Here is a 26,166-nt window from a genome sequence, read left to right as displayed (position 1 = left end):
TTTAAATAAACGACAGAGCGTCACCGTAAAGGTTTTCTAACAGTACGCCTTGAGCGACAAAATCGTCTCTAATAACGCGCACCATTTCAAAACGGCCTGCCATGTAAACTTCACAGTCTTGCAAGTCCTGTTGACGCGCCATTACCGCCTGGTGGACTAACCCAATAGAATACGGCCAGTCGCCAGCGGCGTCTTCAACCACCGGGTGATAGTCAAAGTGTTCATATTGTTTTGCTAATTGCTCAAGCTCGTCATGCAGGTACAAATCGGCCAGGCTCTTTGCGCCCCAATATAACGTTAATGGACGCTCCGGCGTTGCTCGTAAATGTTGCTGTAAAATTGAATAAGCATAAGAAAAGCCCGTACCGCCGGCAATGATGACAGCAGGCTTATCGCTGTCTTGTCGATAAAACGCAATGCCGTCGGGTCCGTCGACTTCCAGCTCTCCCTCTGCGCGTATTTTATCCAACACTTCCATCGCATAGGCGTTGTCTGGCGTCGCTCCTACATGAAGTAACCACTCACTTTCCTTCGATGGGCATGATGCGATACTAAAAGGTCGCTTATCTCTCTCGCCCATAACCGCCATCATATATTGGCCTGCTTTAAACTCAACCGGCTGCGGCAACTGCAAACGCACTTCCCACACAGCGTCCGCTAACTGGCGCGAAATTTCGGCTTTACAGGTCATTTGTTGACTCATTCACGACTCCATAATGTTCAGTTCGTCCCACAGCTGGTCGACACGCTGCTTAACTTCTTCACTCATGACAATAGGCTCGCCCCATTCGCGGTCAGTTTCACCGGGCCATTTGTTGGTTGCGTCCATGCCCATTTTTGAGCCAAGACCCGACACCGGAGAGGCGAAGTCGAGGTAATCAATTGGCGTATTCTCAACCAATGTAGTGTCACGCGCCGGATCCATTCGGGTCGTCATTGCCCAAATTACATCTTTCCAGTCACGTGCATTCACATCGTCGTCACACACAATCACGAACTTGGTGTACATAAACTGACGCAAGAACGACCAGACGCCCATCATCACCCGCTTGGCATGGCCTGAGTACTGCTTCTTCATAGTAACTACGGCTAAACGGTACGAACAGCCTTCCGGCGGCAGATAAAAATCGACAATTTCCGGAAACTGCTTTTGCAGTAACGGAATGAAAACTTCGTTCAAAGCCACACCCAATACTGCGGGCTCATCTGGCGGCCGACCGGTATAAGTGCTGTGGTAAATCGGGTCTTTACGATGGGTGACATGAGTCACGGTAAACACCGGAAACTCATCCACTTCGTTATAGTAGCCGGTATGGTCACCGTACGGCCCTTCGGGCGCTGTTTCACCCGGCTCAATGTAACCTTCCAGAATAATTTCTGCGTGCGCCGGAACTTGTAAATCATTGCTTAGGCACTGTGTCACTTCGGTTTTACTGTCGCGCAGCAAGCCAGCAAAGGCGTATTCAGAAAGGCTATCCGGTACGGGCGTCACCGCACCTAAAATCGTGGCGGGGTCAGCGCCTAATGCAACGGAAACCGGGAACTTTTCCCCAGGATGCTGCTGGCACCACTCCTGAAAGTCCAGCGCGCCGCCACGATGCGACAGCCAACGCATAATGAGCTTATTCGGTCCCAAAAGTTGCTGGCGATAAATACCTAAGTTCTGGCGCTCTTTATGTGGTCCCCGAGTCACCGTAAGCCCCCATGTGACTAACGGCGCTACATCGCCCGGCCAACAATGCTGAATAGGTAACTTAGTTAAGTCGACCTCGTCACCGCTCATGACGACCTGCTGACACGGCGCCTTTTTCAGTTTTTTCGGCGACATACTCAGCACTTTCTTGTAGGTAGGCAACAAATTCAACGCATCTCGGAAGCCTTTCGGTGGCTCCGGCTCTTTTAAAAAAGCCAAAAGCTTACCAACATCGCGTAGCGCTGTGACCGACTCTTGCCCCATACCCAAAGCCACCCGCTCTGGCGTACCAAAAAGGTTCGTCAACACCGGCATGTCATGACCTTTCACGTTCTCAAACAATAAGGCCGGGCCTTCTGCTTTTAACGTACGGTCAGATATTTCGGTAATTTCAAGGTAGGGGTCTATTTCTTGCTGGATGCGTTTAAGTTCACCGCGCTCCTCGAGGAGCGCGATGAAATCTCGCAGATCTTGATATTTCATACGCCGCTTAGCTGTTGCGTTGACGCTTCATCGATTCGAAGAATTCGTCGTTGGTCTTAGTCATTTGCAAACGGTCAATCAAAAACTCCATGGCTTCAACTTCGCCCATTGGGTTCATAATTTTCCGCAGGATCCACATTTTCTGAAGCTCGTCCTGAGACGTCAGCAATTCTTCACGACGTGTACCTGAACGGTTAAAGTCGATTGCAGGGAAAACACGCTTCTCTGCCAACTTACGGTTCAAGTGCAATTCCATGTTACCGGTACCTTTAAACTCTTCGTAGATAACTTCATCCATCTTTGAGCCGGTGTCGATAAGCGCGGTTGCAATAATGGTTAAGCTGCCGCCTTCTTCAACGTTACGTGCTGCACCAAAGAAACGTTTTGGCTTGTGTAGCGCGTTAGCGTCCACACCGCCGGTCAGGACTTTACCTGAGCTTGGGATAACGGTGTTGTAAGCACGCGCCAAACGAGTAATCGAGTCCAATAAGATGACGACATCTTTTTTGTGCTCAACCAAACGCTTCGCCTTTTCGATAACCATTTCAGCGACCTGTACGTGGCGGCTGGCTGGCTCATCGAAGGTTGAAGCAACCACTTCGCCCTGTACCAAACGGTGCATTTCCGTTACTTCTTCCGGACGTTCATCGATAAGCAGTACAATAAGCTCTGCTTCAGGATGATTCGCCGCAATAGACGTCGCAACGTTTTGTAGTAATAGCGTTTTACCCGCTTTCGGTGGCGCCACAATAAGACCACGCTGCCCCTTACCAATCGGGGCCGACAAATCAAGAACACGCGCCGTAATATCTTCCGTACTGCCGTTACCACGCTCTAAACGAAAACGCTCATCTGCATGCAATGGTGTCAGGTTTTCAAAAAGAATTTTATTACGGGAGTTTTCAGGTTTGTCGAAATTGACTTCGCGAATTTTCAGGAGGGCAAAATAACGTTCGCTGTCTTTCGGCGGGCGAATTTTGCCGCCAATCGTGTCACCCGTGCGCAAGTTAAAGCGACGAATTTGGCTAGGCGATACATAAATGTCATCGGGACCGGCCAAATATGACGAGTCGGCCGATCGCAAGAAGCCGAAGCCGTCCTGCAATATTTCCAACACACCACCGCCGTATATGTCTTCACCGCTTTTCGCGTGGGCTTTTAAAATAGCAAAAATGATGTCCTGCTTACGCAGACGGGCCATATTCTCAAGGCCCATTGAGTCCGCGAGCTCAACGAGCTCGTTTACGGGTTTATCTTTAAGTTCAGTTAGATTCATAGGAGGGTTTTCGAGTTATCGATTGAACACAAAGCCTTTTTATTGACTCTAGAATATTAAAACAAATGGAACGTTCGGATTTCGCGAGTTGCGAAGTCAGAAACAGAAGTTTCTCTTACTTAACAAGGCGCGCCGGTGGAGTTGGCAAGCCTGCTTGAATAGTTAATAAACAGAAGGTATCACCAAAATTAGAATTCGTCCAGTTTTGCTAACAAAAACGGCGCATAATGCGCCGCTTTTTGATACCGATTAAATGTGCTGTTCTAAAAATTCGATCAGCTGTGCACGAGACAGTGCACCCACTTTCGTTGCAATGACATCGCCGTCTTTAAACAGCAGCAATGTAGGAATGCCGCGAATATTAAATTTCGGTGGGGTTTGCTCGTTATGATCCACGTTCAGCTTCCCAATAACCAACTTACCTTTGTACTCTTCGGCAATGTCGTCCAGAATTGGCGCGACCATTTTACACGGCCCACACCACTCGGCCCAGAAGTCGACCAGTACAGGTTTATCGGATTTGATGACATCTTCATCAAAACTGTCATCGCTTAGCTGAACAATTGCGTCACTCATGGTACTCTCCGCTAAATTCTTTCGCGTGGAAATATAGAATAGTATTATTTCTGTTTTTGAATACAAGCGCAAACTGATATGCTTATAACTTATGAATAAAACACATCTTTCAGAAACTCGTTTCGCTGATTTGGCGCTTCATCCCAAATTACAGCAAGCGCTATCCAATGCCGGATTCGAATATTGTACTCCAATCCAGGCGTTAAGTCTGCCTGTTGCGTTATCTGAGCGCGACGTTGCTGGTCAGGCTCAAACCGGAACAGGGAAAACCTTGTCATTTCTTCTGGCGACTTTCAACCGCTTAATGCAGAACGCGTCGTCCGAAAAAACCGATTCAGGCCCTCGTGCACTCATTATGGCTCCTACGCGAGAACTGGCCATTCAGATTGCCCACGACGCAGAACCATTGCTTGAAAGCTGTGGTTTGAACATGGGTGTCATATACGGTGGCGAAGGCTACGACGCTCAAAAGGAACAACTGAGCAATAGCCCGGATATTCTCGTTGGCACGACCGGTCGCCTCATCGACTTTTATAAGCAAGGCTTATTCTCATTGAATGACATTGAGGTGGTGGTGCTGGACGAAGCCGATCGCATGTTTGACTTAGGCTTCATCGATGACATTCGTTACTTGCTTAGAAAAATGCCAGAGCCGGCGAAGCGCCTGAACCTGTTATTCTCAGCGACGTTGTCCTATCGTGTGCAGGAGCTTGCCTACGAGCACATGAACGCGCCAACGAAACTGGAAGTTGAGCCGGCACAGAAAACCGCAGTGCGGGTTACCGAAGAATTATTTTACCCATCGAAGCCGGATAAATTCCCGCTTCTGTTAACGCTTATTGAGGAAGATTGGCCAGAAAAGGCGATTGTTTTCGCTAATACCAAGCATGGCTGTGAGAAAGTTCACGGTTGGTTAGTGGCAAACGGCCACCGAGCAGGTCTACTCACAGGTGACGTCCCCCAAAAGAAACGACTCAAAATTCTCGATGACTTCTCAGAAGCCCGCATCGACTTTTTGGTCGCAACCGATGTCGCTGCACGCGGACTGCATATTCCGGAAGTGACGCATGTCTATAACTTCGATTTACCGGACGACTGTGAAGATTACGTACACCGCATAGGACGCACAGGCCGTGCTGGCGCAAGCGGCGCAGCTATTAGCCTGGCGTGTGAAGAGTATGTTTATAACCTTCCGGCTATTGAAGAGTACATTGGCCACAGCATTCCGGTTACTAAGTACGATGCCGACGCTATGTTGAGTGACCTGAGACGCCCCCGTCCACCGCAACGCCGACGCCGCCATAACTCCGGAGGCAATAAAGGCAAGCCTCGTGGTCGTCGTTCAGGACCACCGAGGTCGTAATTCGCCAATGGCGCTGAAAAAGAAAAAACTGGCTGCCATCGACATGGGCTCAAACAGCTTTCATTTGTTGATGGCAGAAGTTTCAATGACCGGTTTTTTCCCAAAGCCCCGAGTGCTTACACGGCACAAACAGAAAGTCAGACTGGCAGACGGACTTAACTCAGCGAATAGCATTGATGACGACGCAGCGAAACGGGCATGTCAATGCTTGTCAGGTTTTGCCGCAGAGCTCGAACAATTCCAGCCAGATGCGGTGACCGTTGTCGCGACGGCGGCATTACGCAAAGCCAGTAATCAAGTCCAACTATTAGAGCAATTTGAAAATGCTTTAGGCCGTCCTATTCAGGTGATTACCGGTGAGCAGGAAGCTGAATTAATTTACTCGGGCGTTTGCAGTGTGTCTCAGTGCGCCAACGATGTATTGGTCATTGATATTGGGGGCGCCAGTACAGAAGTTATCGCTGGGCATGGGCTGACCCCTAAATACCTGCAAAGTTTAGACATGGGCTGTGTGGTTTTTCAAAACCGTTATTTTAAAAGCGGCGTGATGAGTGAATCGGCTTTTGCACAGGCAAAGCATGAAGCTACGGCCCTCATTGAGCCTTTTCTCAACGACTACCATCAGCACAGCTGGCAACGCGTACTGGGCGCGTCCGGCACATTCAGAGCGGTTAGTGAAATAGCAAACGCCGAAAGTCAGCCTACGCTAACGCGTGAGTGGCTTAATGAACTCATTCGACGATGCGCTCAAAAAGGAACCGTAAACGCACTCGACTTCCCGGGCTTGAGGGAAGACAGAAAAGCGGTGCTTGCCGGCGGCTTAGCGATTCTTGCGGGAATTACTGAGGCGCTCAATATCGATGAGTTTGAAGTAACCTATGGTGCACTGCGCGAGGGACTACTCGCACAGCTTGCCAATGAAGTAACGGCTTAACGGCTATTCAGACTTTGCCCACTTTTCAGCAATAGATTTAGCAAAGTACGTCAAAATCCCATTAGCTCCGGCACGCTTGAAAGCCAGCAAGCTCTCTTCGACAACGTCTTCGCCCAACCACCCATTAGCAATGGCTGCTTGCAACATGGCATATTCACCGCTCACTTGATACGCAAAGGTCGGGACACCGAATTCGTCTTTTACCCGGCGCACGATATCTAAGTAAGGCATGCCCGGCTTCACCATCACCATGTCGGCACCTTCTTGAATATCTAACGCAATTTCATGCAGGGCTTCATCAGAGTTTGCCGGATCCATTTGATACGTCTTTTTGTCTCCGCCCTTCAAGTTACCCGCAGAGCCCACTGCGTCTCTGAACGGCCCGTAAAATGCACTGGCGTATTTAGCGGAATAGGCCATTATCTGAGTATTATGAAAACCATCATTTTCCAATGCATCACGGATAGCACCAATGCGCCCGTCCATCATGTCTGACGGCGCAACAACATCTGCACCGGCCTTCGCATGAGACAGCGCCTGTTTAACCAGCACCTCGGTGGTAATGTCATTTTGAACATAGCCAGTATCGTCAATAATGCCGTCCTGACCATGGGTCGTGAACGGATCCAGAGCCACATCGGTCATTACACCCAACTCAGGACACTCTGCTTTTATCGCTTTTACTGCTCGCTGCGCCAGACCATTATCATCATAGGCCGCTTCAGCCATTTCAGACTTTGCAGACGCCGGCGTTACCGGAAATATGGCGACCATAGGAATGCCTAATTCAACTAAACGTTTACATTCAGTCACCAACAAATCGATACTGAGACGTTCAACGCCCGGCATAGAATCAACCGTTTCGCGTTGATTCTGCCCTTCCAGCACAAACACAGGGTAAATTAAATCGTTCACCGAAAGCTGGTTTTCCGAAACCAGCCTGCGACTGAAAGTTGAACGTCTTAACCGTCTTAAGCGGCGTTTTGGGAATGCCCCTTCATTCGTCATTTATTACTCCTGCTTTACTGCTCAGCAACCTGATCACGGCCTTGATTCTTAGCGGTATACAAGGCTTCATCTGCGGCTTTGAAAAGCTCATTCACGTTATCAAAAATACGATTGCTAGTTGAAATAACACCGGCACTGATGGTGATACGCTGTTCTCCGACATCAGTTTCAAAGCGCTGCTCCCTAACCATACTTAGCAGTTGCTCAGCAAAGATCCGCGCATCATCAAGGTCTGTTTCCGGCAGAATAATAGCAAACTCTTCGCCACCATATCGACAAACGACATCAGCGGCTCGCTTAGCGTGCTGCCTCATTAAGTTAGCTAACTGTTTTAAAATTTGGTCACCCACCATGTGTCCGTGGGTATCGTTAATGGGTTTGAAACGGTCGACGTCAATCATCAGTAACGCCAATGGTAACTCTCTGCGCAACGTTCTGCGTAACTCGCGTTCAAGGTGTTGCTGGAAATAGCGACGGTTATAAAGCCCCGTGAGCGGATCTTCCATATTCTTTTGCTCGAGCTCACTATTCACGTCCTGCAATTCACGCAACGCAATTTGCAGCTCAAAAGTGCGTTCTTCAACATTTTCTTCAAGCTCTTGATTGTACTTTTGCTGCGCCGCCAGGCGTTCTTTGCGCTGCTCGTTGTAGCGCACTGCCAATACCCAAGAAAGTAGCAGTATTTCTATCCCTGAACCGAGCATGATGGCATGGCGTTGAATGAACATGCTGTCTATGACACCCAAATAACCGAGCGAGTTTGCAACCACAGACAGCAATAAGCTGCACCACGCCAATGTAAAAATCCGAGCGTACAGGAAACCTTTACGCCATAAGTAAGCACCCACCAACAACAAGAAAAAGCACCCCGGAGCGGCCAGGATCAGTAGCACATGAATGCTGATTCGATAACTGGCAAATATACCGACCACTAAGCTGGCTGCGGACAAAAATGCCATAACCATTAAACCACGCCCCAGTGTATTTCGATATCGCTTCAGCTCTAATAACTGATAGGCAAATAAAGCGGCGGTTAAAAATGTCAGGCTACCAAATATGGTTATGCCCTTATCCTGAAGATAAATGGACTCGGGCCAGAGGTAGTGAAAACCCAGACCTTCCAAAGAGAGCATCAGACCGGCGAAAAACACGGTATATAACGAGTACAGACCAAACTCCGGCTCTCGCGACGCGACAAAGCCGAACAGGTTATACACCGCCATACACAACAAAACACCGAAATAGATACCTTCAGCAATACGCCGATTCATTTGAGTTTCAAAGAAGCCGATGTTCGATCGCACCGCTATTGGCAACCGCATAGAGCTTTGGCTGGTCGCGCTAATGTATACCATGCCACTGGTGCCTCCAGGCAGTGGTACCGCAAATTCAGACGTGGGAATTGGACGCTCATGAAACGGCTTCGTATCGCCGAGCTCATACGTTTTTATACCCGCATCCGTTTGTATGTAAATACTCAACTCATCGAGCAGCGGATAAGCAATGTGCAGCACTCTGTCGGTATTTGAACCTTGTAACTGAAATCGAAACCAATATTCGTCAGTTGTGTAACCAAAGGAGGCTCTGTCTGATTCTAAGGCAGACCATTGCTCGTCATTAAGCCGTTTTACCTCTTCCAGTGACAGCTTTTTCTCACTGTTTGTGTATTCAATGCCTAAAGACGACCCTGTCTTGCTCAGTAACTGTGCGTTCGCTGAAAACGCAACGACCATACCGATGACAAGTATCATCAGCATAAAATGTTTTGTCAGCCGTCGTGTTAAGCGCAATACAAGTTACCCTAGGTTAAATAATCGCTTGGCGTTGTCAGTGGTTTGTTCCGCCAGTGCTTCCGCCGATATATCCAGCGCCTCTGCTACTGCAGTCCCAATAACCGGTAAATACTTTGGCTCATTCATTTTAGGACGCGGCTTAATGCCTCGGGGCAGTAAAAACGGTGCATCGGTTTCCAGTACTAAACGCTCAAGCGGAATACTCGGCAAAGCGGTCAGTAATTCGCTGTTACGACGTTCATCACAAATCCACCCTGTTACGCCAAACCAGTGACCTCTCTCCAAATACCGCTCTAATTCTGCTGGCCCGCCAGTAAAGCAATGCGTTAAACAAGTTGTCTCATCATCGCAGTAGCGGTTCAACAATTCAATTTGTTTATCAATAGCGTCTCGCTCGTGGAGGTACAACGGCAAGTTGAGCTCATTCGCTAACTTTATTTGCGCAACGAATACTTGTTCTTGAGTGTCTTGAGGCGAATAATTTCGGTTAAAGTCCAGCCCGCACTCGCCAATAGCAACAACAGCTTTGTGCTCAGCAAGTGCTCTCAACTCATCAGCAAAACTTTTGGGGGCTTCTCCAGCGTCATGGGGGTGGATACCAGCAGTCATTACTAACTGCTGTGGGTATTGCTCACAAAGCTTTATCGCTTCTCGCGTTTCTTCGAGCGAGGTCGCTATAATCAGCTGCCCTGTCACTCCAGCTTTTTCCGCAGCCTCCATCACTTCAGGCAACGCCTTCAATAACCGTTTGTTGGTTAAATTCACTCCGGCATCAAACCACATCGTTAAGCCTCATCAGCCTGTTCTTTGTCATTCGACTTTGCGGGCGTGTACCAGCGACTTATTTGCAAACCCAACTCAAACAGCAGCCACATGGGAATAGCCAGTAACGTTTGCGAAATAACGTCCGGCGGCGTTAACAGCATACCGACAGTAAACGCCCCCACAATGATATAGGGTCGTTTACGTGCCAGCGATTCGCGGGTACTGACTCCGCTCCATATCAGCAGCATAATGGCGACAGGCGTTTCAAACGCAATACCAAAGGCCATAAATATGGCCAGTACGAAATCGAGATAACGGCTTATATCCGTCGCAACCGTAACGCCCTCAGGAGCGGCGCCGGTAAAAAAGGCCATGGCAATGGGCAGCACCACAAAATACGCAAACGCAATGCCTGCATAAAACAGCAGCGTACTGCTAACCAATAGCGGTACCACTAAACGTTTTTCTTTACGGTACAGACCGGGGGCAATAAAGGCCCAGAGTTGCCATAACAAATAAGGTACGGCAAGCGCCAGTGCAATGACGAATGTCAGCTTGAAGGGCGTAAAAAAGGGAGCGGCCACATCGGTTGCTATCATCTGAGCATCGTCGGGTAGTGCCACGAGCAGCGGCTGCGCAAGCAAGTTATAAAGATCATTAGCAAAGTAGGCCAATGCCGCAAACACCACCAACACCACGAGCACCGACCGCAACAGTCGATTACGCAATTCCAGCAAGTGGTTCAGTAACGGTGAGTCACTCATTCACTGTCCCTGCTCTTATCTGCCGTATTCGGTGAATTTGAGTCATCCGGCTTTTTAGAATAGGGACGCTGAACGTCGGCAGCGGCATTTCTTAGTTCAACCAGCGAACGCTGCAATTCAGGGCTAAGGTTTTCGAGGTCCTGACTTTCTGCCTGTTTTAAGTGCTCGTGCAACTCTTTAATACGGAGTTCGTGATCGAGTTCACTTTGGACTTTTTGCGTGTATTGGCGCACACCGCTGAGCATACGTTGGAAGCCACGGATGGCAGAGGGGAGCCGCTCGGGCCCCAGTACCAGCAGCCCGACAATAGCTATTAGCAATAACTCCCAAAAGCCAATATCGAACATTTAAGGCTTTCCAGAGGTGTCCGAGTCGTCATGTTGCTCTTTGTCCTGCAGCGACTCTTTCTTTTTCTCTTTGTCGTCTTTGTTGTCAGCGTCATCATTCATTGACTTTTTGAAGCCTTTCACAGCATTACCCAAGTCTGAGCCCATATTACGTAAACGCTTGGTGCCAAACAGTAAAACAACAATAACGAGCAGAATGATTAACTGCCAAGGTGATATACCCATGTGCTTTCCTATAATCGTTTTTAGTTAAATTCGCCGTTCGACGTTTTCGGCCGGCTTCGCCAGGCCATAACGGCTAATAATATCGTAATTATACCAGAGCCGATGGTTGGCGCCGACAATTCGGTGTCTGTCCATAATAAGGTGGTACAAATGAGTCCACTGGCACTCAGAATAGTCCAGAAGGTTGAGGTGGACGCCTCACGCTGCGCTCGAAGCTGCGCTTGCCAACGATAGTCATTCTGCTTAGGTTGCGTTTGATACTGGCGCAGGCTGTCGTAAATCATGTTCGGAATTTCCGGCATTTTTTCCGCCCAGTAAGGCGCATTCTCTTTTACCGAGCGAACAACGGCACGCCAACCTAATTGCTCATTCATCCAGCGCTCAAGGAAAGGTTTTGCGGTTTTCCACAAATCCAGCTCGGGGTAAAGCTGACGTCCTAAGCCTTCAATATAAAGCAGGGTTTTTTGCAGTAGCACTAGCTGCGGCTGCACTTCCATTTCAAAACGGCGGGCAGTATTAAACAAATTGATCAGTACATGTCCAAACGAAATTTCCGCCAATGGCTTTTCAAAAATAGGCTCACAAACCGTGCGGATAGCTGATTCGAATTCTTCAATATTGGTGTGGCGGGGAACCCAGCCAGAGTCAACATGCAGCTCAGCGACTTTACGATAGTCCCGATTAAAAAAGGCCAAAAAGTTTTCCGCCAAATAACGCTTATCGTCTCGGTTTAACGTGCCGACAATACCAAAGTCGATGCCAATGTAGCGTGGGTGTAGCGGGTCGTCTTTGGCGACAAAAATATTGCCCGGGTGCATGTCGGCGTGAAAAAAGCTGTCCCGAAATACTTGTGTGAAAAACACTTCAACACCGCGCTCAGCCAGCTTTTTCATATCGACACCACGGGCTCGCAGAGTATCAACATCGCTCACCGGTATGCCGTCAATGCGCTCCATCACCATCACGTTATGACGGCTGTAGTCGCTGTAAACCACCGGAATATAGAGCATGTCAGAGTTTTCAAAGTTACGCTTAAGCTGAATCGCATTGCCCGCTTCACGCAATAAATCGAGCTCGTCCAATAACGTTTTTCGGTATTCTTTGACGACTTCTTTTGGCTTCAGGCGGCGACCGTCGGGCAAGTGCCGCGCCGCCACTGAAGCCAGTGTTTCCATTAATTCAAGATCCGCATGAATGGTTTCCCGGATGTCAGGCCTAATGACTTTAATGACCACATCGACAACTTCGTCTGCGTGTTTCAGCTGAGCGGTATGCACTTGGGCAATAGAGGCCGAAGCCAAAGGCGTCGTATCAAAATCAATAAAACAATCGTCGATACTATTCAGGTTTAACGACTTTTCAATGATCTTCTGAGCCGCTTCACCGTTGAATGGCGGTACCTTGTCCTGCAAACGCGCCAGCTCAATCGCAATATCTGGTGGCAGCAAGTCGCGGCGTGTTGACAGCATTTGCCCAAATTTAACCCACACCGGCCCCAACTGCTCCAATGCCAACCTTAGACGAACGCCAGCAGGCTTGTCTTTGTGCTTATTCGGCATCCAAAACAGCGCATGACGACCCAAACGTATCGTCCAGGGCAGCCAACGAGCCGGAACTAAGTCGTCCAACCCGTATGTCAGTAACGTTTTGGTAATTTTATAAAAGCGCCGAGTCCGCATTAGTTGCTCCTTTCCTCGAGCTGTCTTTGCAGGCGCTCAATTTTCGCTCGTAGCTGCTGCATGTTTTCTTTAAATTCATTAAATTCATCGCGTGTCGGAAGCAGCTGTTTTTCATCAGTAACGACGCCTTTGAACCAGCGTTTACTTTCTTCCAATTGCTGTTCAACATGGCGGCGACTTTTGCGCCACAGTTTCATTAACCAATGCGCCGGAACATCTCCCAACGTATTCGCCAATTCGGCTTCCCAGTCGACCTCTAACGACTTAAACAATCCCACCAGCTGTTGCGCCAGCATAGGGTCACCGTCAATATCGAGCTGGTCGGCCTTAATTAGGCGCGTTAAATTGGCTGTGTCTTGTAATTCCGGCAAAACACCCAGCTCAGTGCTAATGCAGCAGTCCACGTCATCGCTATCCGCCGTGCTGATATAAATACCCGCTTCATCCACACTAACGGTGGTTGTAAACGGCAACTCTTTAAGTTTCAGCCGAACTCGTTTACCTGCTAAACGGCGCAGTTTTTCAGAGCTTTGCGCGTCTTTTTTTAACAGCGAATTTGCTAACTTCTCAAACAGAACCGTTGGCAATAGCGGTAATAACGTCATTAGAACTTATACCCTCTATGCAGAGCGACAACACCACCTGTCATATTTTGATAGTCGACTTTTTCGTAACCGGCGGTTTCCATCATCGACTTTAGAGTGTCCTGATCAGGATGCATACGGATCGATTCCGCCAGATACTGATAACTATCGGCGTCATTCGCAACCACCTGCCCCATTTTGGGCAATATATTAAACGAGTAAAAGTCGTACACCTGATTTAAGGTGGCTGATACAGGTTTAGAAAACTCCAGAATTAACAGTCGACCGCCAGGCTTTAAAACACGCAACATAGAGCTCAATGCTTTGTCTTTGTCAGTCACGTTACGCAGACCAAAAGCAATGGTAATGACATCGAAGGTATTGTCGTCAAACGGCAACTCTTCCGCGTCTGCCTGCACATAACGCACGTTGCCAACAACACCTCTGTCACGCAGTTTGTCGCGGCCAACTTTTAACATAGCGTCATTAATATCCGCTAACACCACTTCGCCTTCCGGCCCCACCCGACGCGAAAACTGTGCGGTTAAGTCGCCTGTGCCACCGGCAATATCCAGCACTTTCATGCCTTTTCGAACACCGCTGCAGTCAATGGTGTAACGTTTCCACAGCCGATGAATGCCAAATGACATTAAGTCGTTCATGACATCGTACTTTGACGCTACCGACTGGAACACGTTGGCAACCAGGTTTTTCTTTTCACTTCTAGCCACTTTTTGGTAGCCAAAATCTATCGAATCGTCTTTTCTATCGTTCATTCAAACTGTCCCGAACTCAATTTCCTGTAGTGTACTTGATGTTCACACTTGAGCATAGTGGTCACGCCTTGGTAACCACCGTTCAATCAGTGCATTTGCGCTTTGCGGATACTCTTTTAATACAATTTCAGCAATTCGCTGAGCTTCCGGAATAAGCGGCTCGTCACGCTCTAAGTCCGCCACTTTCAATGCCGCCAAACCGGTTTGTCGATGACCGAGCAGCTCCCCCGGTCCACGAATTTCTAAATCCTTCTGGGCAATCACAAAACCGTCGTTACTTTCGCGCAACACGCCGAGACGCTGCTGTGCGGTTTGCGACAGCGGGCTGTGATAAAGCAACACACAGTGACTGGCTACCGAACCTCTACCAACACGCCCCCGCAGCTGATGCAACTGTGCTAAGCCAAGGCGCTCCGGATTTTCAATGATCATCAACGACGCATTCGGGACATCCACCCCAACTTCAATAACTGTTGTTGCCACCAAAAGATCAACATCACCCGCCTTAAATGCCTGCATAACCTGTTCTTTTTGTTCATGCTTGAGGCGGCCATGCACTAATCCGATATTTAACCCCGGCAATTGCTCTTGAAGATCGTTAGCAGTGTCCTCCGCTGCCTGGCATTCCAATACATCAGACTCTTCAATAAGCGTACACACCCAATACGCTTGCCGGCCTTCGCTCTGACACACGTCCCGCACGCGCTCGACTACGTCCTGTCGTCGTGTATCCGGCACCGCCACCGTTGTCACCGGGGTTCGCCCCGGCGGCAATTCGTCGATAATTGACGTGGCCAAGTCCGCATAAGCCGTCATGGCTAATGTTCGGGGTATTGGCGTTGCCGTCATAATTAATTGGTGCGGATGCACACCCGCCTGAACGCCTTTCTCCCGCAATTGTAACCGTTGATGCACCCCAAAGCGGTGCTGTTCATCAATAATAACTAACGCCAGGTTCTGATATTCAACGTCGTTTTGAAAAAGCGCGTGAGTACCCACCAGCAGATGAATATCGCCCGCCTTTAGTTGAGCAAGCAGCTCGGTACGACGTTTGCCTTTCGACTTACCGCTTAACCAGGCAACATTAACACCCAGCGGACTTAACCACTGGTCGAACGTAATGGCGTGTTGCTCGGACAGCAGTTCGGTGGGGGCCATTAGCGCAACCTGGTATCCTGCCTCAATAGCCGCTAAGGCGCTCAGCGCAGCCACCAGTGTTTTGCCAGAGCCGACATCGCCTTGCACAAGCCGCATCATTGGAGCGCCCTGTGCCATATCACTGGTAATTTCACCCACAACACGCTGTTGTGCGTTCGTCGGGGAAAACGGCAATTGTTCTAAAAATGGCTGAGTTAAACGCCCTGAACCCGCCACTTTAAAGCCGGCTTGCTGCTGTTTCGAATGTCGCAGTTGCAGCATACTTAATTGGTGAGCAATAAGCTCTTCCATGGCCAGCCGCTGCTGGGCAGGGTGTTCACCTTGTTCAAGCGCTTGCAGAGACACATCTGTTGGAGGCTTGTGAAGCGTTAAAATAGCCTGTTCCAATGATAAATGATGTGGCTGCAACGTATTGGGGAGTAACTCAGGTAAGGCTCCCGGGGTTAAGTAACTCAGTGCTTGTTCTATGACCTTTCTTAGTAGCCCTTGAGTGACCCCTTCAGTCATAGGGTATACCGGTGTCAGCGTATCTTCGGTGGGCACAGCGTCGTCCCCCCGCATCACTTTGTATTCCGGGTGAATCATCTCCCATCCAGTCATACCACGCCGCACTTCGCCGAATGCCAGAATCTTTGTTCCGGCGGCAAATTGCTTTAACTGAGCGGCACTGAATTGAAAGAACCGCAACGAGATGCTGCCGGTGTCGTCCAACGCCTGACAGATCAACATACGCCGACGACCATATTTAATATCGGCATGCCTGACAGTGACCAACACATTCGTCGACATGCCTTGGCGCAGCTGAGCGACCGATTCAATACGGGTGCGATCTTCGTAACGAAGCGGCAGGTGCAATAACGCGTCACTGACAGACTCAAGCCCGAGCTTTTTCAGCTTAACCGCTACTTTGTCTCCAACGCCTTTTAGCACCGTTAATGGAATTCGGTGCAGCCCGTTTTCCGGCACAATGCCCCCTTACCGTTTTTCCCGCATGGTTTGCCACCAAGTATCATCCGCCATAATTTGACCGCTTTCATCGAGCTCAGGATAAGCTATACCTTTGCGTTTACACGCTTTCGCATAAATAGGGTGCCCGCCTTCAAAAAGCACTCGGTGGCGCTCACTGGCACTTATTTGTGGCGACTGGTACATACCGGCCAGTTCACGCTGGCGTTGTGCTTCATAAAACATCACCGCACCCGCTACTGACACATTCAGCGACTGAACCATACCGACCATGGGTATCATCACATGATGGTCAGCTTGCGCCAACGCCCGCTCAGTCACCCCGTACTTTTCCTGCCCAAGTAGAATCGCCGTTGGTTCTGTGTAATCAATGTCTCTGAAGTCGACTGAATGCTCTGACAAGTGCGTCACCACAACCTGCATTCCCTGCTCACGCACAGTGCTTATAGCGTCATCCATAGACCGGTGGTTATGAATTTTCACCCAGTTTTGACTGCCTAGTGCAGTGCCACCCGATAGTCTTGCCTTTTTAGTCAGCCATACCGCATGCATTTCATGTACACCCACTGCGTCGGCAGAGCGCACCACCGCAGACAAATTATGGTTCTTATGAACATTCTCCATAATTACCGTTAAGTCAGGCTGGCGTTTATCAAGCATTTGGTTAATTCTTAAATAGCGTTCAGGACTCATTGCATTTTTTGAAAAAAGAACTAATTATTAGCAGTATACCCGAGTCAGTGAATCAGTCCTAACCGAAAACAACAGCCCACAATCAGGACAATAAATGTCTTATTCGTACATTGCCAGACAGCCTATTTTAACGCGAGACCAAAAGGTTTACGGGTATGAGTTATTGTTTCGCGACAGCGAGGCGAACAGCTTCCCGAATATTGATCCCAATGAAGCCACATCAAAGCTTTTGCTCGAACAGCACTTACTGGGTGACATTCAAACCTTGTGTATGGGCAAGCAGGCGTTTATTAATTTTCATGCGCAAACGTTGTTGAATGACTTCCCGTCTTTTCTTAATGCCCGAACGGTCTGGGTGGAGTTGCTTGAAACCGTTGGTGTTGACGAGCCCTTATTAAAAGCCTGCAGCTCCGCCAAGTCAAAAGGTTATCGCATCGCCCTTGATGATCACGACTTCGATAATCAGTGGGAGCCCGTCATTCCCATGATCAATATGGTCAAAATTGATATTCAGGAGCAAGGGCTGGCTCTGGATGACAAGATAAAATACTTCAAAGAGCAAGGCGTTCCGTTACTTGCGGAGCGCGTCGAAACCAGAGAAGAGTTTGAACTCTGCCTGGAGCTCGGGTTTGACTACTTTCAGGGATTCTTTTTTGAGCAACCGCAAGTACTCCAGCGAAAATCACTGCCTCCCAACCGGCTCAGCATGCTGACACTGCTAAAAGAGACCCACAAAGACGATATTGATTTAAAGGCGTTGCGGCAGATTATCGAGCAAGACTTATCACTCACCTACAGTTTGCTAAAGCTGGTCAACAGTGCCTTGCACGGTGGCCGCAAACGAATAGAAACTATACAGCACGCGTTGGCCTATTTAGGCACCAATGAGATAAAGCGTTTCATCACACTGGTGGTTTTGGCCAATGTGTCTGCAGGCGAGCCCGAAGAGCTGACCATAAAGTCAATTACCCGTGCACGGTTTATGGAGCTTATTAGTGCTGAAATTCTCAGCGAAAAGTACCATTCTGCTGCGTTTTTAACGGGCATGCTGTCATTACTGGATATTATTTTAGGTGTGTCCATGGAAGACATATTAAAGCAGCTTCCTGTGTCGAAAGACATCGAGCGCGCCCTATTAAAACGTGAGGGTGCCTGGGGCTTTTTACTGGAAATGACCGAGCTGTATGAACGCGGTAAGTGGGACAAACTGGAAAAGCATCCGTTAAAACAAAAAATGAACGGGACTAATGTTGGTCAATTATACATCGATGCCAGCCAGTGGTGCCGCCTCGCCATCAGTTAAGCCACCCATTTCTCGTCTTTGGTAAAGGCAACTGTGAGCCACCAGCGGTACCCCAGTTTTACAATTTGACTGTGTATTTTTTCACGTATGTCATCTTGCCGAAGGACTGTCACAGAGAAGTCATCATCCTTAACAATAAAGTCAATTTCCAGGAATACGGTGCGACCGACTTTTTGAATACGAACCACACTCGAGTCGAAGTTATTCTCTTTTTCAACCTCTTCCACAATTCGGTTTAACTGTTTGACAAGTTTTCCTTTCGGCTGAAAACCAATGAGTTCTTTGGCACTTTGGATTAGCCCTTTCAGCGGAGTAGCAATAAACGCAAGTGACGCTACCAACACCAATACCGGGTCAATATAGGGCACCCACTCTCCCATCGAAACGCGCATGAGTATTAGCGCACCAACAAAGCCAATAAATATGCCCGTAGACAAAATGGTATCCAGAAACCATTCGTAAGACTCAGAGCGAACTAAGTCTGACTCCAAATTGGCTGAGGCTTTTTTGAAATAAAAGTAAACACCCGCACAGACAACCGAGGAGGTAAGCGAATACACCAACGCCACGTCGATATTCACGTCACTGCCGCCAGCGGCAATATCAAAGGCGGCAGCAAAAGCAGAATACACACATAAGACAATTAACGTGAGGTATTTAACGCCGACTAAAAAGGGTTCAATAGCGCTTTTACCATAAGGAAAGGAGACACTATCGTCGGCATTCACATTTTTAGCAGCAATGAGCGACAAATAGGACAGTAATAAGCTGATACCTGAGTACAAGCCGTCAAAAAGCACTACTGACGAACCGGTTAACAGCCCAACCACAATACCCGACACCGTGAAGAACAGCGAGGCCAAGACCGATAACGATAACAGCTGTGACTCTAACTCCGGATCGAGCTTTTTACTGAACATTACCTATCCTTACGATAAAAATTTGCCGAGATATTATTCATACCAAAGAGTTCGCAGAGTCTTCGCCCTTCTTCCGAGTAGGCTTCCGCAAAAATCCCCTTAGCTTGCGGGGTTTCCTTTAAATACTGATTCAAAAGACGATAGCCTTGTCGTATCAGTTTCAGAGCAACCGTACTGTTTCGCAAGGATTTTTTTACCACAACCGCACTGATATAAACATAATGTGACGTTGTTTTGGCGTCCTGTTCAGAAACGACGGTAAACTCGGTTTCTGCACACTTTCCTTCTAGAAACGCCATTGCTTCATTTGTTTTTACGCGCATGGCTGAAAAGTGGCCCAACATAGTGTCACCCTGCATAGCACAAACAAACAACGACATATTGTTCCGACGATGTTTTAGCCAATACTGACTCTCGTTATCTTGCGAGTCATAGCCAGAAATATCATCGGCTGATAGCGCAACGGTTTTTTCAACAATGCCATCAACGGTGTAGCCCATTCCCTGTAATTCTGCATAGGTGAAAAAGCCGGAGCTTAACTGTTTTTCTTGCATTAACTTCGTACCGCTTTTTTGGTGAGTCGGCGCATTCTTACAATGCCCAAAATCGCAACAAATAAGACAAAACTGACACTAATCGCGGCTATCCCGGAATATATCGCCAGCATATTAAGCGGCTTTTTCTGGATAAGTGATTCCGCTAACACGAATAGTAACGGCACCGCCTCGAAAAAGAACACAATAATAGCAATGTAGTTTATCGTGCGGGTTTCTTTTTCTGCCTGCGCAGCATTCGACAGGTTTACTCGCTGTTCGAGGAAGCTTTGGTTCTTTCGGTACGTTTCCAGCGAACGATCAATATCAAACTTTTCAAACAAGCTGTCAGCCAACTGCTGAGCTGATGGGTAAAGAAATATATCCAAATCCCAAAACAAAATGGCCGCTTTAAAGTCACCCATCAAGTCATTAATGTCGTCCAGCTCCAGTTTCTCATCGGTTTGTATTGAATGGGTCACTCGCAAGTTAGCGCGCTTTATAGACGCTTCCCGAAACATTAATAACTCAATGATGAAAGTCAGCATTAAGTCACGACGAATGGCATTTACTGACATGCCCGATAACTCAGGGTCACCATTATCCAGATTACTGTCGTAACGAAGCACGGTTGTCTTGCTCGCGTATATCTCACTGCTGTTGTACACCGCAATATTTTCCTGCCAGCAGCCTTGACCAAAAGTCGGCAATAAACCCGCCGACTCCATAACATCGGACTCAAACATCTCGTTTGCAAATACCGACGGCTTTAATATGTCTGACAGCTTTTGACCTGTACTGAGGCAAACGCGCGCTTTACCGGACACCTGCAGTCCATGGTTTGCTTTTAAGTACTCATAAAAACTGGCGTTACGCTCGTCACCATTCGCTATTTCAATGCCTTCACGCGAGACTCTGTCTAACAGCTGTGTTATTGGCTCACCATTAACACCAAATACAATCGTTAAAATGCATAACTGAGTACGCTGGTTTAAGGTGAAATAAACGTCACCCGGCAGTTGCTCGCAATTCGTGTCCTTTTCGCTTTCGCCGTAAAAGTTAAATGAAAAGCGACCCAGCGTTCCGCGTTCGAACTGGTTCCAGCTGCGGTTAGACACTTCTTCTGAAAACCTGTCAGCCATTTCACTGACATAGGACCCTTGTTCAGTTTCAACCGCTTTTAGTGCTCTTCCGTCCAAATAGCAGGGAATAAACACATAAGCCCTGCCAAAAAACTGATCCATAAACGCCTCCTTTTGCAAAAATATACCACTGTGGTCACAATCAATGCATTACTTTCGTGTTGCAGAAAAAATGTTGCACAAAAACCAATGGACGGATAAGCTTCTGGACGTCCAAAATAAAAATAAAAGGTAGTTTATGACAGATTCGTCGCCACAACCGGCAAGTGCTAAAGCGCTTCTTCCACTCGCGCTATTCCTGATTTTATTTTTAGGCACTGGCCTCTACTTTCAGAACGAAGGTGTTGAGTACGCTTTCTATCAACTACCAAGTCCTGTCGCCATATTACCCGCCATTGTATTAGGTATACTGCTCAGCAAGCAGGCCTTTGAAGAAAGAATTAACACCTTTGTCGCCGGTGTGGGTGACAATAACATCATTACCATGTGCGTTATCTACCTTCTGGCAGGCGCATTCAGTACAGTTGCTGAAGCCACGGGTGGTGTGGATGCAATGGTCGCATTAGGCCTCAGCATTATTCCTGCCGCGTTCCTGCTGCCGGGTCTGTTCATTATTGCCGGGGTTATCTCAACCGCAATGGGGACATCCATGGGCACTCTGGCGGCGTTAGCGCCGGTAGTTTTAGGTATTGGCGAAGCCACTGACATTAGCTTGCCACTGCTCGCGGGTGTGCTGGTCAGCGGCGCTATGTTTGGTGACAACTTGTCGATAATATCTGACACCACCATTGCCGCAACACGTACTCAAGGTTGTACCATGCGTGACAAGTTCCGTGCGAACCTAAAAATTGCGATACCGGCAGCTATAGTCACTGTTTTGTGGTTGGTTACTTACGACACCAGCGGTGTCCCTCTGAATGTTCCGGACGCTAACCTTTGGCTCGCCATTCCTTATTTTGCGATTATTATACTGGCGGTGTTAGGTCTGAACGTATTTGCAGTTCTTGGCCTGGGTATCGTTATGGCTGCAGCATTCGGTATGGTCACCGTCGACTACGAATGGGTTGCCTTCAGTCAGGACATTTACAAAGGCTTTGAAAGCATGCAGGAAATTTTCTTGCTGTCATTGCTTATTGGTGGGTTATCAGCACTGATTCGTCAGCAGGGCGGGTTAGCTTTCCTGGCGCATTTTGTCGAAGCCGCCGCAAACAAAGTCAGCAAGCACAAGCAGCGGGCCTCAGCTATTGGCGTTGCTGGACTCACCGCCCTTACCAACCTGTGTGTTGCCAATAATACAGTCAGCATTCTATTAGCCGGGGAAGTCAGTAAACGACTAGCTAAAATTGGCAATTTAGCGCCACGCCAAAGCGCCAGCATACTGGATATTTTTGCCTGTGTGGTACAAGGAGCATTACCCTACGGAGCGCAAGCTTTACTAATGGGGGCCAGCTTTAAAATATCGCCGTTGTCGGTCAGTATCCACACCGGTTACTGCTTTATTCTGGCAGCGGTCGCTATCGCTATTATTATTTGGCGCCGACCTCTGGAAGACAGGGAGCCAGCGCCAGAAACAGTGGTGTGAAGCTTAGTTAGTGCTCGGCAACTCGAGAATACCGTCTATCTCAATCTGTGCGCCTTTTGGCAATTGCTTCACGCCAATAGCCGCACGGGCTGGGTAAGGCTCTTTAAAGAACTTAGCCATGACTTCGTTCACAATGGCAAACTCGCCCAAATCGGTCAGATAAATTTGTAGCTTAACCATGTCCTGCAGTTCACCACCGGCAGCTTCGCAGACAGCGGTCAGGTTTTTAAAAACTTGCTCCGCTTGTGCGGTAAAATCTTCACTCACCAGTTCCATGGTTTCAGGCACCAATGGAATTTGCCCTGACAAATACACCGTTGTGCCAATCTTTACTGCCTGCGAATACGTGCCAATAGCAGCAGGTGCGTTATCGGTAGAAATAATCACTTTTGACATACTACTTCCTTAAGCGCGTCACGCGCTGAACATCCGGCATTTTTCGAATGTGGCGTATGACATCCGCTAAATGTTTCCGGTTTCTTATCGTTAGTGCGACATCGATAAAGTAAATATTGGCGTCAATTTCTTCTGTTTTCAGTCCGTCAATATTACAACCGGTGGTCGCTATTGAAGAGGTTAACCGGGCTAAAACGCCCTGGTGGTTAATAATTTCGATTCTAATTTCTGAAATAAATTCCGCTTCTGGCTTGTTATCCCACTCGACCGGGAAGTAACGCCCCGGATCATCCTCATGACCACGCACGTTTTTGCACTCACGGCGATGAATGACCAAGCCTTTACCAGGACTCACGTGTGCAATGATGTCATCGCCCGGAATTGGCCGGCAGCATTTCGCAAAGCTCACCAACAAGCCCTCAGCACCTTTAATAGACAAGCTCTTTTCTGAAGCGTTTTCATCTTTTATTGGCTGTAACTCACCCAACAGTCGTTTCGCTATAGCAATAGACATTAAGTTGCCCAGACCAATTTGCTTCAACAATTCTTCTTTCGACGCGACTTTGGTGTCCGTTAGTACACGATCAAATTCTGATTCGGGAATATCGTCGTAACTGACAGGACCCAACGCTGAGCGAAGTAAGCGCTCACCCAACTGTTGAGCTTCGTCGGCCTCCTGACTTTTCAGGTACTGTCGTATTTTTGCTCGCGCTTTTCCGGTCACCACAAAATTCAGCCAAGCAATATTCGGACGCGAATTCGGTGCCGTTTTGATTTCTACGGTTTGCCCAGTTTCCAACGGCTTGCTGAGTGAATAGGTGCGATGATTGACGCGCGCACCAATGCACGTGTTGCCAACGTCGGTATGCACGGCGTAGGCGAAGTCAACCGCGGTTGCCCCTTGCGGCAACTCAGTAATTCGTCCGTCCGGACTGAACACGTAAATCTCTTCGGGGAATAAATCTGACTTAACGCTTTCAATGAACTCAAAAGAGTTGCCAGCGCTTTGCTGGAGTTCAAGCAAGCTTTGCATCCATTTACGAGCACGCACCTGAGCGGTAGTGCCAGAGTCATCGGTTTTCTTGTACATCCAGTGCGCCGCAACCCCTCGGTCAGCCATTAAATCCATTTCTTCCGTACGAATTTGGATTTCAACCGGTACTCCATGCGGTCCTTTCAATGAGGTATGCAACGACTGATAGCCGTTCGATTTAGGAATCGCAATATAGTCTTTAAAACGCGTTTCGATTGGTTTGTACAGATTATGCAACGCGCCCAGAACCCGGTAACAAGTATCCACGCTATCAACAATGACGCGAAACGCATAAATGTCCATAACTTGCTCAAACTTGAGCTCTTTGGTCTGCATTTTCCGATAAATGCTATGTAAATGCTTTTCGCGGCCCAGCACTCGAGCACTGATGTTATTACCTTCCAGGCGGGAGTTTATTTCACTTTTGACCCGATCGGTAAATTCACGACGGTTACCCCGGGCTCTTTTAACCTCCGACTCCAGTAGCCGTGCACGCCACGGATAAAGTGCCCAAAAGCCTAAATGCTCAAGTTCATTCTTTATGTCATGAATACCCAGCCGGTGAGCTAAGGGAGCATAAATCTCTAATGTTTCCCGGGCAATTCGGCGACGCTTGTCGGGGCGCAGGTGTTCAATGGTTCGCATATTGTGTGTGCGATCCGCCAGCTTTATTAACACCACACGAATGTCCTGCACCATCGCCATTATCATTTTGCGATAGTTTTCCGCTTGCGCTTCTTCTTTTGAGTTAAATTGCAGCTTATCGAGTTTAGACACGCCCTCTACCAAGGTCGCAACCGTTGAACCAAACTGCTCGGCGAGGTCTTCCTGGCTGGTTTCTGTGTCTTCTATGACATCATGCAGCAACGCTGCCATGATAGTTTCGCAGTCAAGCCGCATATCGGCCAGTAAGCTGGCGACCGCCACCGGGTGGGTAATATAAGGTTCACCACTACTGCGCTTTTGCGTGCTGTGAGCTTCATTAGCCACAACAAATGCCTCGGCTACTCTGTCGACTTGGTCAGACGGCAGATACTCGCTAATTTGCGCTTTTAAACCTTCAAATAGGTACACCAGTAACTCCCCAGTTAAGACTGGATAATAGATATACTTTCAGAATAAGGGGATTTGAGGGATTTGCCAACGGTATTGATACCGTTGGCGAACTGACTTCTATTATTCAATGCCACGCAGTGCATCAACGGCACGAAGTTCTTCAGCATCTTGCTCTTGCTGAGCCGCTTGCTCTTCTACGTCTAAGCGTTCGCCATCAATTAAGCCGTGCTCAATTTCACGCAACGCAATAACGGTTGGTTTTTCGTTTTTAGTTTCAACGAGTGGCTCTTTACCATTAGCTAATTGACGCGCGCGGCGTGACGCTAACAAGATTAAATCAAAACGGTTACCTACACGGTCTACAGCATCTTCTACAGTTACGCGAGCCATGGCTTACTTACTCCCACTAAAACTTGAGTGACATTTTTCGAAAGGCTAAGAATTATACGGAATTCAGCCTGACGATCCAAGTAATTCCTTCAATACCTGTGAATATCTTACTTGTTGGTGCGGCATTTTGTGCCGTTGTGCCATCACAATGTGCTCCAGCGCATTCAGCGAGTCATTAAAATCGTCGTTCACCAACAGGTAATCGAACTCATGATAATGCGACATTTCCGCCTGAGCTTTGGCCATGCGTTTAGCAATAACTTCTTCTGAGTCTTGCCCACGCGCCCTGAGACGTTGCTCTAAAATTGACAAACTTGGTGGCACAATAAAGATAGAACGCACCTCGGGGTGATGTTCACGCACTTGCTGAGCACCCTGCCAGTCAATATCCAAAAAGACATCTTTGCCTTCAGCCAACAGCGACTCAACGACCTTACGTGACGTACCATAGTAGTTGTCGAACACTTTGGCCCATTCGTAAAATTCCCCGGCGGCTATGCGCTTCTCAAATGCATCAACGTCTAAAAAGTGGTAATGCACACCGTCTACCTCTCCCGGTCTGGGAGCGCGCGTGGTTGATGAAACAGACACCTGCATGGAGTTGTCTGCGTGTTTGTCCAACAAAGCTTTTATTAAACTCGACTTGCCTGCACCACTGGGGGCTGCAACGATAAATAAATTCCCTGGCGCCGTAGATGCGGTCATAACGGGTACTCTTTCAGTAAAGG

General features: G+C 48.3%; 26 protein-coding genes. 4 read left to right on the top strand and 22 right to left on the bottom strand.

Going from position 1 to position 26,166, the window contains the following annotated elements:
* Position 1 precedes the first annotated feature (1 nt).
* The 4 genes from fre to trxA form a co-directional block, all read right to left on the bottom strand.
* Positions 2-703: an NAD(P)H-flavin reductase gene (gene fre, locus EST55_RS11820; protein ID WP_129497615.1), complete on the bottom strand. Its 702-nt coding sequence runs from the start codon at positions 701-703 to the stop codon at positions 2-4.
* Positions 704-2,176, bottom strand: coding sequence for a 4-hydroxy-3-polyprenylbenzoate decarboxylase (ubiD, locus tag EST55_RS11815; RefSeq protein ID WP_129497614.1), 1,473 nt, complete (start codon positions 2,174-2,176; stop codon positions 704-706). It lies immediately after the preceding gene.
* Between the two features lie 7 nt (positions 2,177-2,183).
* A complete protein-coding gene (gene rho, locus EST55_RS11810) occupies positions 2,184-3,452 on the bottom strand; it encodes a transcription termination factor Rho (protein ID WP_053953284.1) in 1,269 nt (422 codons plus the stop codon).
* 249 nt (positions 3,453-3,701) lie between these two features.
* Positions 3,702-4,028: a thioredoxin TrxA gene (gene trxA, locus EST55_RS11805; protein ID WP_129497613.1), complete on the bottom strand. Its 327-nt coding sequence runs from the start codon at positions 4,026-4,028 to the stop codon at positions 3,702-3,704.
* 91 nt (positions 4,029-4,119) lie between these two features.
* Here trxA and rhlB point away from each other — a divergent pair, with 91 nt between their 5' ends.
* A complete protein-coding gene (gene rhlB, locus EST55_RS11800; RefSeq protein WP_100691346.1) occupies positions 4,120-5,391 on the top strand; it encodes an ATP-dependent RNA helicase RhlB in 1,272 nt (423 codons plus the stop codon).
* Positions 5,360-6,325 (top strand): Ppx/GppA family phosphatase, encoded by a 966-nt coding sequence (locus EST55_RS11795; protein WP_240665309.1) that lies wholly within the window; start codon positions 5,360-5,362, stop codon positions 6,323-6,325. The genes rhlB and EST55_RS11795 overlap by 32 nt, the downstream gene beginning before the upstream one ends.
* 3 nt (positions 6,326-6,328) lie before the next feature.
* Here the strand turns inward: EST55_RS11795 and hemB are convergent, their stop codons facing one another.
* Genes hemB through trmH form a run of 11 tightly spaced genes read right to left on the bottom strand, consistent with a single transcriptional unit; the run spans position 6,329 to position 17,083 of the window.
* Positions 6,329-7,333, bottom strand: coding sequence for a porphobilinogen synthase (gene hemB, locus EST55_RS11790; RefSeq protein WP_129497612.1), 1,005 nt, complete (start codon positions 7,331-7,333; stop codon positions 6,329-6,331).
* Between the two features lie 14 nt (positions 7,334-7,347).
* On the bottom strand, positions 7,348-9,090 hold the full coding sequence (locus tag EST55_RS11785; RefSeq protein ID WP_129497611.1) for a diguanylate cyclase: 1,743 nt from the start codon (positions 9,088-9,090) through the stop codon (positions 7,348-7,350).
* 39 nt (positions 9,091-9,129) lie between these two features.
* Positions 9,130-9,909, bottom strand: coding sequence for a TatD family hydrolase (locus EST55_RS11780; protein ID WP_129497610.1), 780 nt, complete (start codon positions 9,907-9,909; stop codon positions 9,130-9,132).
* A gap of 2 nt (positions 9,910-9,911) precedes the next feature.
* Positions 9,912-10,655, bottom strand: coding sequence for a twin-arginine translocase subunit TatC (gene tatC / locus EST55_RS11775; RefSeq protein WP_129497609.1), 744 nt, complete (start codon positions 10,653-10,655; stop codon positions 9,912-9,914).
* Positions 10,652-11,002: a Sec-independent protein translocase protein TatB gene (tatB, locus tag EST55_RS11770; protein WP_088767319.1), complete on the bottom strand. Its 351-nt coding sequence runs from the start codon at positions 11,000-11,002 to the stop codon at positions 10,652-10,654. Before tatB ends, tatC begins: the two co-directional genes overlap by 4 nt.
* Complete coding sequence (gene tatA, locus EST55_RS11765; RefSeq protein WP_129497608.1) at positions 11,003-11,227, bottom strand: Sec-independent protein translocase subunit TatA; 225 nt, start codon at positions 11,225-11,227, stop codon at positions 11,003-11,005.
* A 20-nt stretch (positions 11,228-11,247) separates the two neighbouring features.
* Positions 11,248-12,906, bottom strand: coding sequence for a ubiquinone biosynthesis regulatory protein kinase UbiB (gene ubiB / locus EST55_RS11760; protein ID WP_129497607.1), 1,659 nt, complete (start codon positions 12,904-12,906; stop codon positions 11,248-11,250).
* Positions 12,906-13,511 (bottom strand): SCP2 sterol-binding domain-containing protein, encoded by a 606-nt coding sequence (locus EST55_RS11755; protein ID WP_129497606.1) that lies wholly within the window; start codon positions 13,509-13,511, stop codon positions 12,906-12,908. The genes ubiB and EST55_RS11755 overlap by 1 nt, the downstream gene beginning before the upstream one ends.
* Positions 13,511-14,266, bottom strand: a complete 756-nt coding sequence (ubiE, locus tag EST55_RS11750) for a bifunctional demethylmenaquinone methyltransferase/2-methoxy-6-polyprenyl-1,4-benzoquinol methylase UbiE (protein WP_129497605.1) — start codon at positions 14,264-14,266, stop codon at positions 13,511-13,513. Before ubiE ends, EST55_RS11755 begins: the two co-directional genes overlap by 1 nt.
* Positions 14,267-14,308: 42 nt before the next feature.
* Entirely contained in the window at positions 14,309-16,390 is a 2,082-nt protein-coding gene (recG, locus tag EST55_RS11745; protein ID WP_129497604.1) for an ATP-dependent DNA helicase RecG, read from the bottom strand.
* A 9-nt stretch (positions 16,391-16,399) separates the two neighbouring features.
* On the bottom strand, positions 16,400-17,083 hold the full coding sequence (gene trmH / locus EST55_RS11740; RefSeq protein ID WP_129497603.1) for a tRNA (guanosine(18)-2'-O)-methyltransferase TrmH: 684 nt from the start codon (positions 17,081-17,083) through the stop codon (positions 16,400-16,402).
* A 94-nt stretch (positions 17,084-17,177) separates the two neighbouring features.
* Between trmH and EST55_RS11735 the strand changes: the two genes are divergently transcribed.
* The gene (locus tag EST55_RS11735) at positions 17,178-18,386 is read left to right on the top strand and encodes an HDOD domain-containing protein (RefSeq protein WP_129497602.1); all 1,209 of its coding nucleotides are present in this window, start codon (positions 17,178-17,180) and stop codon (positions 18,384-18,386) included.
* Here EST55_RS11735 and EST55_RS11730 read toward each other — a convergent pair.
* Genes EST55_RS11730 through EST55_RS11720 form a run of 3 tightly spaced genes read right to left on the bottom strand, consistent with a single transcriptional unit; the run spans position 18,383 to position 21,083 of the window.
* Positions 18,383-19,306: a cation transporter gene (locus tag EST55_RS11730; protein ID WP_129497601.1), complete on the bottom strand. Its 924-nt coding sequence runs from the start codon at positions 19,304-19,306 to the stop codon at positions 18,383-18,385. The two genes, EST55_RS11735 and EST55_RS11730, sit on opposite strands and share 4 nt — an antisense overlap.
* Positions 19,306-19,860, bottom strand: a complete 555-nt coding sequence (locus EST55_RS11725) for a hypothetical protein (RefSeq protein WP_129497600.1) — start codon at positions 19,858-19,860, stop codon at positions 19,306-19,308. The genes EST55_RS11730 and EST55_RS11725 overlap by 1 nt, the downstream gene beginning before the upstream one ends.
* Positions 19,860-21,083 carry a hypothetical protein gene (locus EST55_RS11720; protein WP_129497599.1) on the bottom strand — a complete coding sequence of 408 codons (1,224 nt, stop codon included), beginning with the start codon at positions 21,081-21,083 and terminating at the stop codon, positions 19,860-19,862. The genes EST55_RS11725 and EST55_RS11720 overlap by 1 nt, the downstream gene beginning before the upstream one ends.
* A 136-nt stretch (positions 21,084-21,219) precedes the next feature.
* Here EST55_RS11720 and EST55_RS11715 point away from each other — a divergent pair, with 136 nt between their 5' ends.
* Positions 21,220-22,563: a Na+/H+ antiporter NhaC family protein gene (locus tag EST55_RS11715; RefSeq protein ID WP_129497598.1), complete on the top strand. Its 1,344-nt coding sequence runs from the start codon at positions 21,220-21,222 to the stop codon at positions 22,561-22,563.
* Between the two features lie 3 nt (positions 22,564-22,566).
* Here EST55_RS11715 and EST55_RS11710 read toward each other — a convergent pair whose 3' ends face one another.
* The 4 genes from EST55_RS11710 to gmk all read right to left on the bottom strand — a co-directional run bounded on the left by EST55_RS11710 (position 22,567) and on the right by gmk (position 26,143).
* The gene (locus EST55_RS11710) at positions 22,567-22,959 is read right to left on the bottom strand and encodes a RidA family protein (RefSeq protein WP_053953304.1); all 393 of its coding nucleotides are present in this window, start codon (positions 22,957-22,959) and stop codon (positions 22,567-22,569) included.
* Position 22,960: 1 nt separating this feature from the next.
* A complete protein-coding gene (gene spoT / locus EST55_RS11705) occupies positions 22,961-25,066 on the bottom strand; it encodes a bifunctional GTP diphosphokinase/guanosine-3',5'-bis pyrophosphate 3'-pyrophosphohydrolase (protein WP_088767307.1) in 2,106 nt (701 codons plus the stop codon).
* Between the two features lie 102 nt (positions 25,067-25,168).
* The gene (rpoZ, locus tag EST55_RS11700) at positions 25,169-25,438 is read right to left on the bottom strand and encodes a DNA-directed RNA polymerase subunit omega (RefSeq protein WP_088767306.1); all 270 of its coding nucleotides are present in this window, start codon (positions 25,436-25,438) and stop codon (positions 25,169-25,171) included.
* A 63-nt stretch (positions 25,439-25,501) separates the two neighbouring features.
* Complete coding sequence (gene gmk / locus EST55_RS11695) at positions 25,502-26,143, bottom strand: guanylate kinase (protein WP_100691328.1); 642 nt, start codon at positions 26,141-26,143, stop codon at positions 25,502-25,504.
* Positions 26,144-26,166 lie beyond the last annotated feature (23 nt).

Origin of the sequence: Idiomarina sp. 29L, from assembly GCF_004123135.1 — a bacterium.
Classification (GTDB): domain Bacteria; phylum Pseudomonadota; class Gammaproteobacteria; order Enterobacterales; family Alteromonadaceae; genus Idiomarina.
Note: the sequence above shows the minus strand (reverse complement) of the source record. Positions and strands in the feature narration are given on the sequence as shown.

Coding starts and splice junctions, on each gene's coding strand:
- ubiD (WP_129497614.1), bottom strand. CDS start 2,176: ATGAAATATCAAGATCTGCGAGATTTCATCGCGCTCCTCGAGGAGCGC.
- EST55_RS11735 (WP_129497602.1), top strand. CDS start 17,178: ATGTCTTATTCGTACATTGCCAGACAGCCTATTTTAACGCGAGACCAA.
- EST55_RS11710 (WP_053953304.1), bottom strand. CDS start 22,959: ATGTCAAAAGTGATTATTTCTACCGATAACGCACCTGCTGCTATTGGC.
- rho (WP_053953284.1), bottom strand. CDS start 3,452: ATGAATCTAACTGAACTTAAAGATAAACCCGTAAACGAGCTCGTTGAG.
- tatA (WP_129497608.1), bottom strand. CDS start 11,227: ATGGGTATATCACCTTGGCAGTTAATCATTCTGCTCGTTATTGTTGTT.
- ubiE (WP_129497605.1), bottom strand. CDS start 14,266: ATGAACGATAGAAAAGACGATTCGATAGATTTTGGCTACCAAAAAGTG.
- ubiB (WP_129497607.1), bottom strand. CDS start 12,906: ATGCGGACTCGGCGCTTTTATAAAATTACCAAAACGTTACTGACATAC.
- rhlB (WP_100691346.1), top strand. CDS start 4,120: ATGAATAAAACACATCTTTCAGAAACTCGTTTCGCTGATTTGGCGCTT.
- EST55_RS11755 (WP_129497606.1), bottom strand. CDS start 13,511: ATGACGTTATTACCGCTATTGCCAACGGTTCTGTTTGAGAAGTTAGCA.
- EST55_RS11725 (WP_129497600.1), bottom strand. CDS start 19,860: ATGCAAGAAAAACAGTTAAGCTCCGGCTTTTTCACCTATGCAGAATTA.
- EST55_RS11780 (WP_129497610.1), bottom strand. CDS start 9,909: ATGTGGTTTGATGCCGGAGTGAATTTAACCAACAAACGGTTATTGAAG.
- hemB (WP_129497612.1), bottom strand. CDS start 7,333: ATGACGAATGAAGGGGCATTCCCAAAACGCCGCTTAAGACGGTTAAGA.
- trxA (WP_129497613.1), bottom strand. CDS start 4,028: ATGAGTGACGCAATTGTTCAGCTAAGCGATGACAGTTTTGATGAAGAT.
- tatC (WP_129497609.1), bottom strand. CDS start 10,655: ATGAGTGACTCACCGTTACTGAACCACTTGCTGGAATTGCGTAATCGA.
- fre (WP_129497615.1), bottom strand. CDS start 703: ATGAGTCAACAAATGACCTGTAAAGCCGAAATTTCGCGCCAGTTAGCG.
- EST55_RS11720 (WP_129497599.1), bottom strand. CDS start 21,083: ATGGATCAGTTTTTTGGCAGGGCTTATGTGTTTATTCCCTGCTATTTG.
- tatB (WP_088767319.1), bottom strand. CDS start 11,002: ATGTTCGATATTGGCTTTTGGGAGTTATTGCTAATAGCTATTGTCGGG.
- EST55_RS11785 (WP_129497611.1), bottom strand. CDS start 9,090: ATGCTGATGATACTTGTCATCGGTATGGTCGTTGCGTTTTCAGCGAAC.
- EST55_RS11730 (WP_129497601.1), bottom strand. CDS start 19,306: ATGTTCAGTAAAAAGCTCGATCCGGAGTTAGAGTCACAGCTGTTATCG.
- EST55_RS11715 (WP_129497598.1), top strand. CDS start 21,220: ATGACAGATTCGTCGCCACAACCGGCAAGTGCTAAAGCGCTTCTTCCA.
- gmk (WP_100691328.1), bottom strand. CDS start 26,143: ATGACCGCATCTACGGCGCCAGGGAATTTATTTATCGTTGCAGCCCCC.
- rpoZ (WP_088767306.1), bottom strand. CDS start 25,438: ATGGCTCGCGTAACTGTAGAAGATGCTGTAGACCGTGTAGGTAACCGT.
- trmH (WP_129497603.1), bottom strand. CDS start 17,083: ATGAGTCCTGAACGCTATTTAAGAATTAACCAAATGCTTGATAAACGC.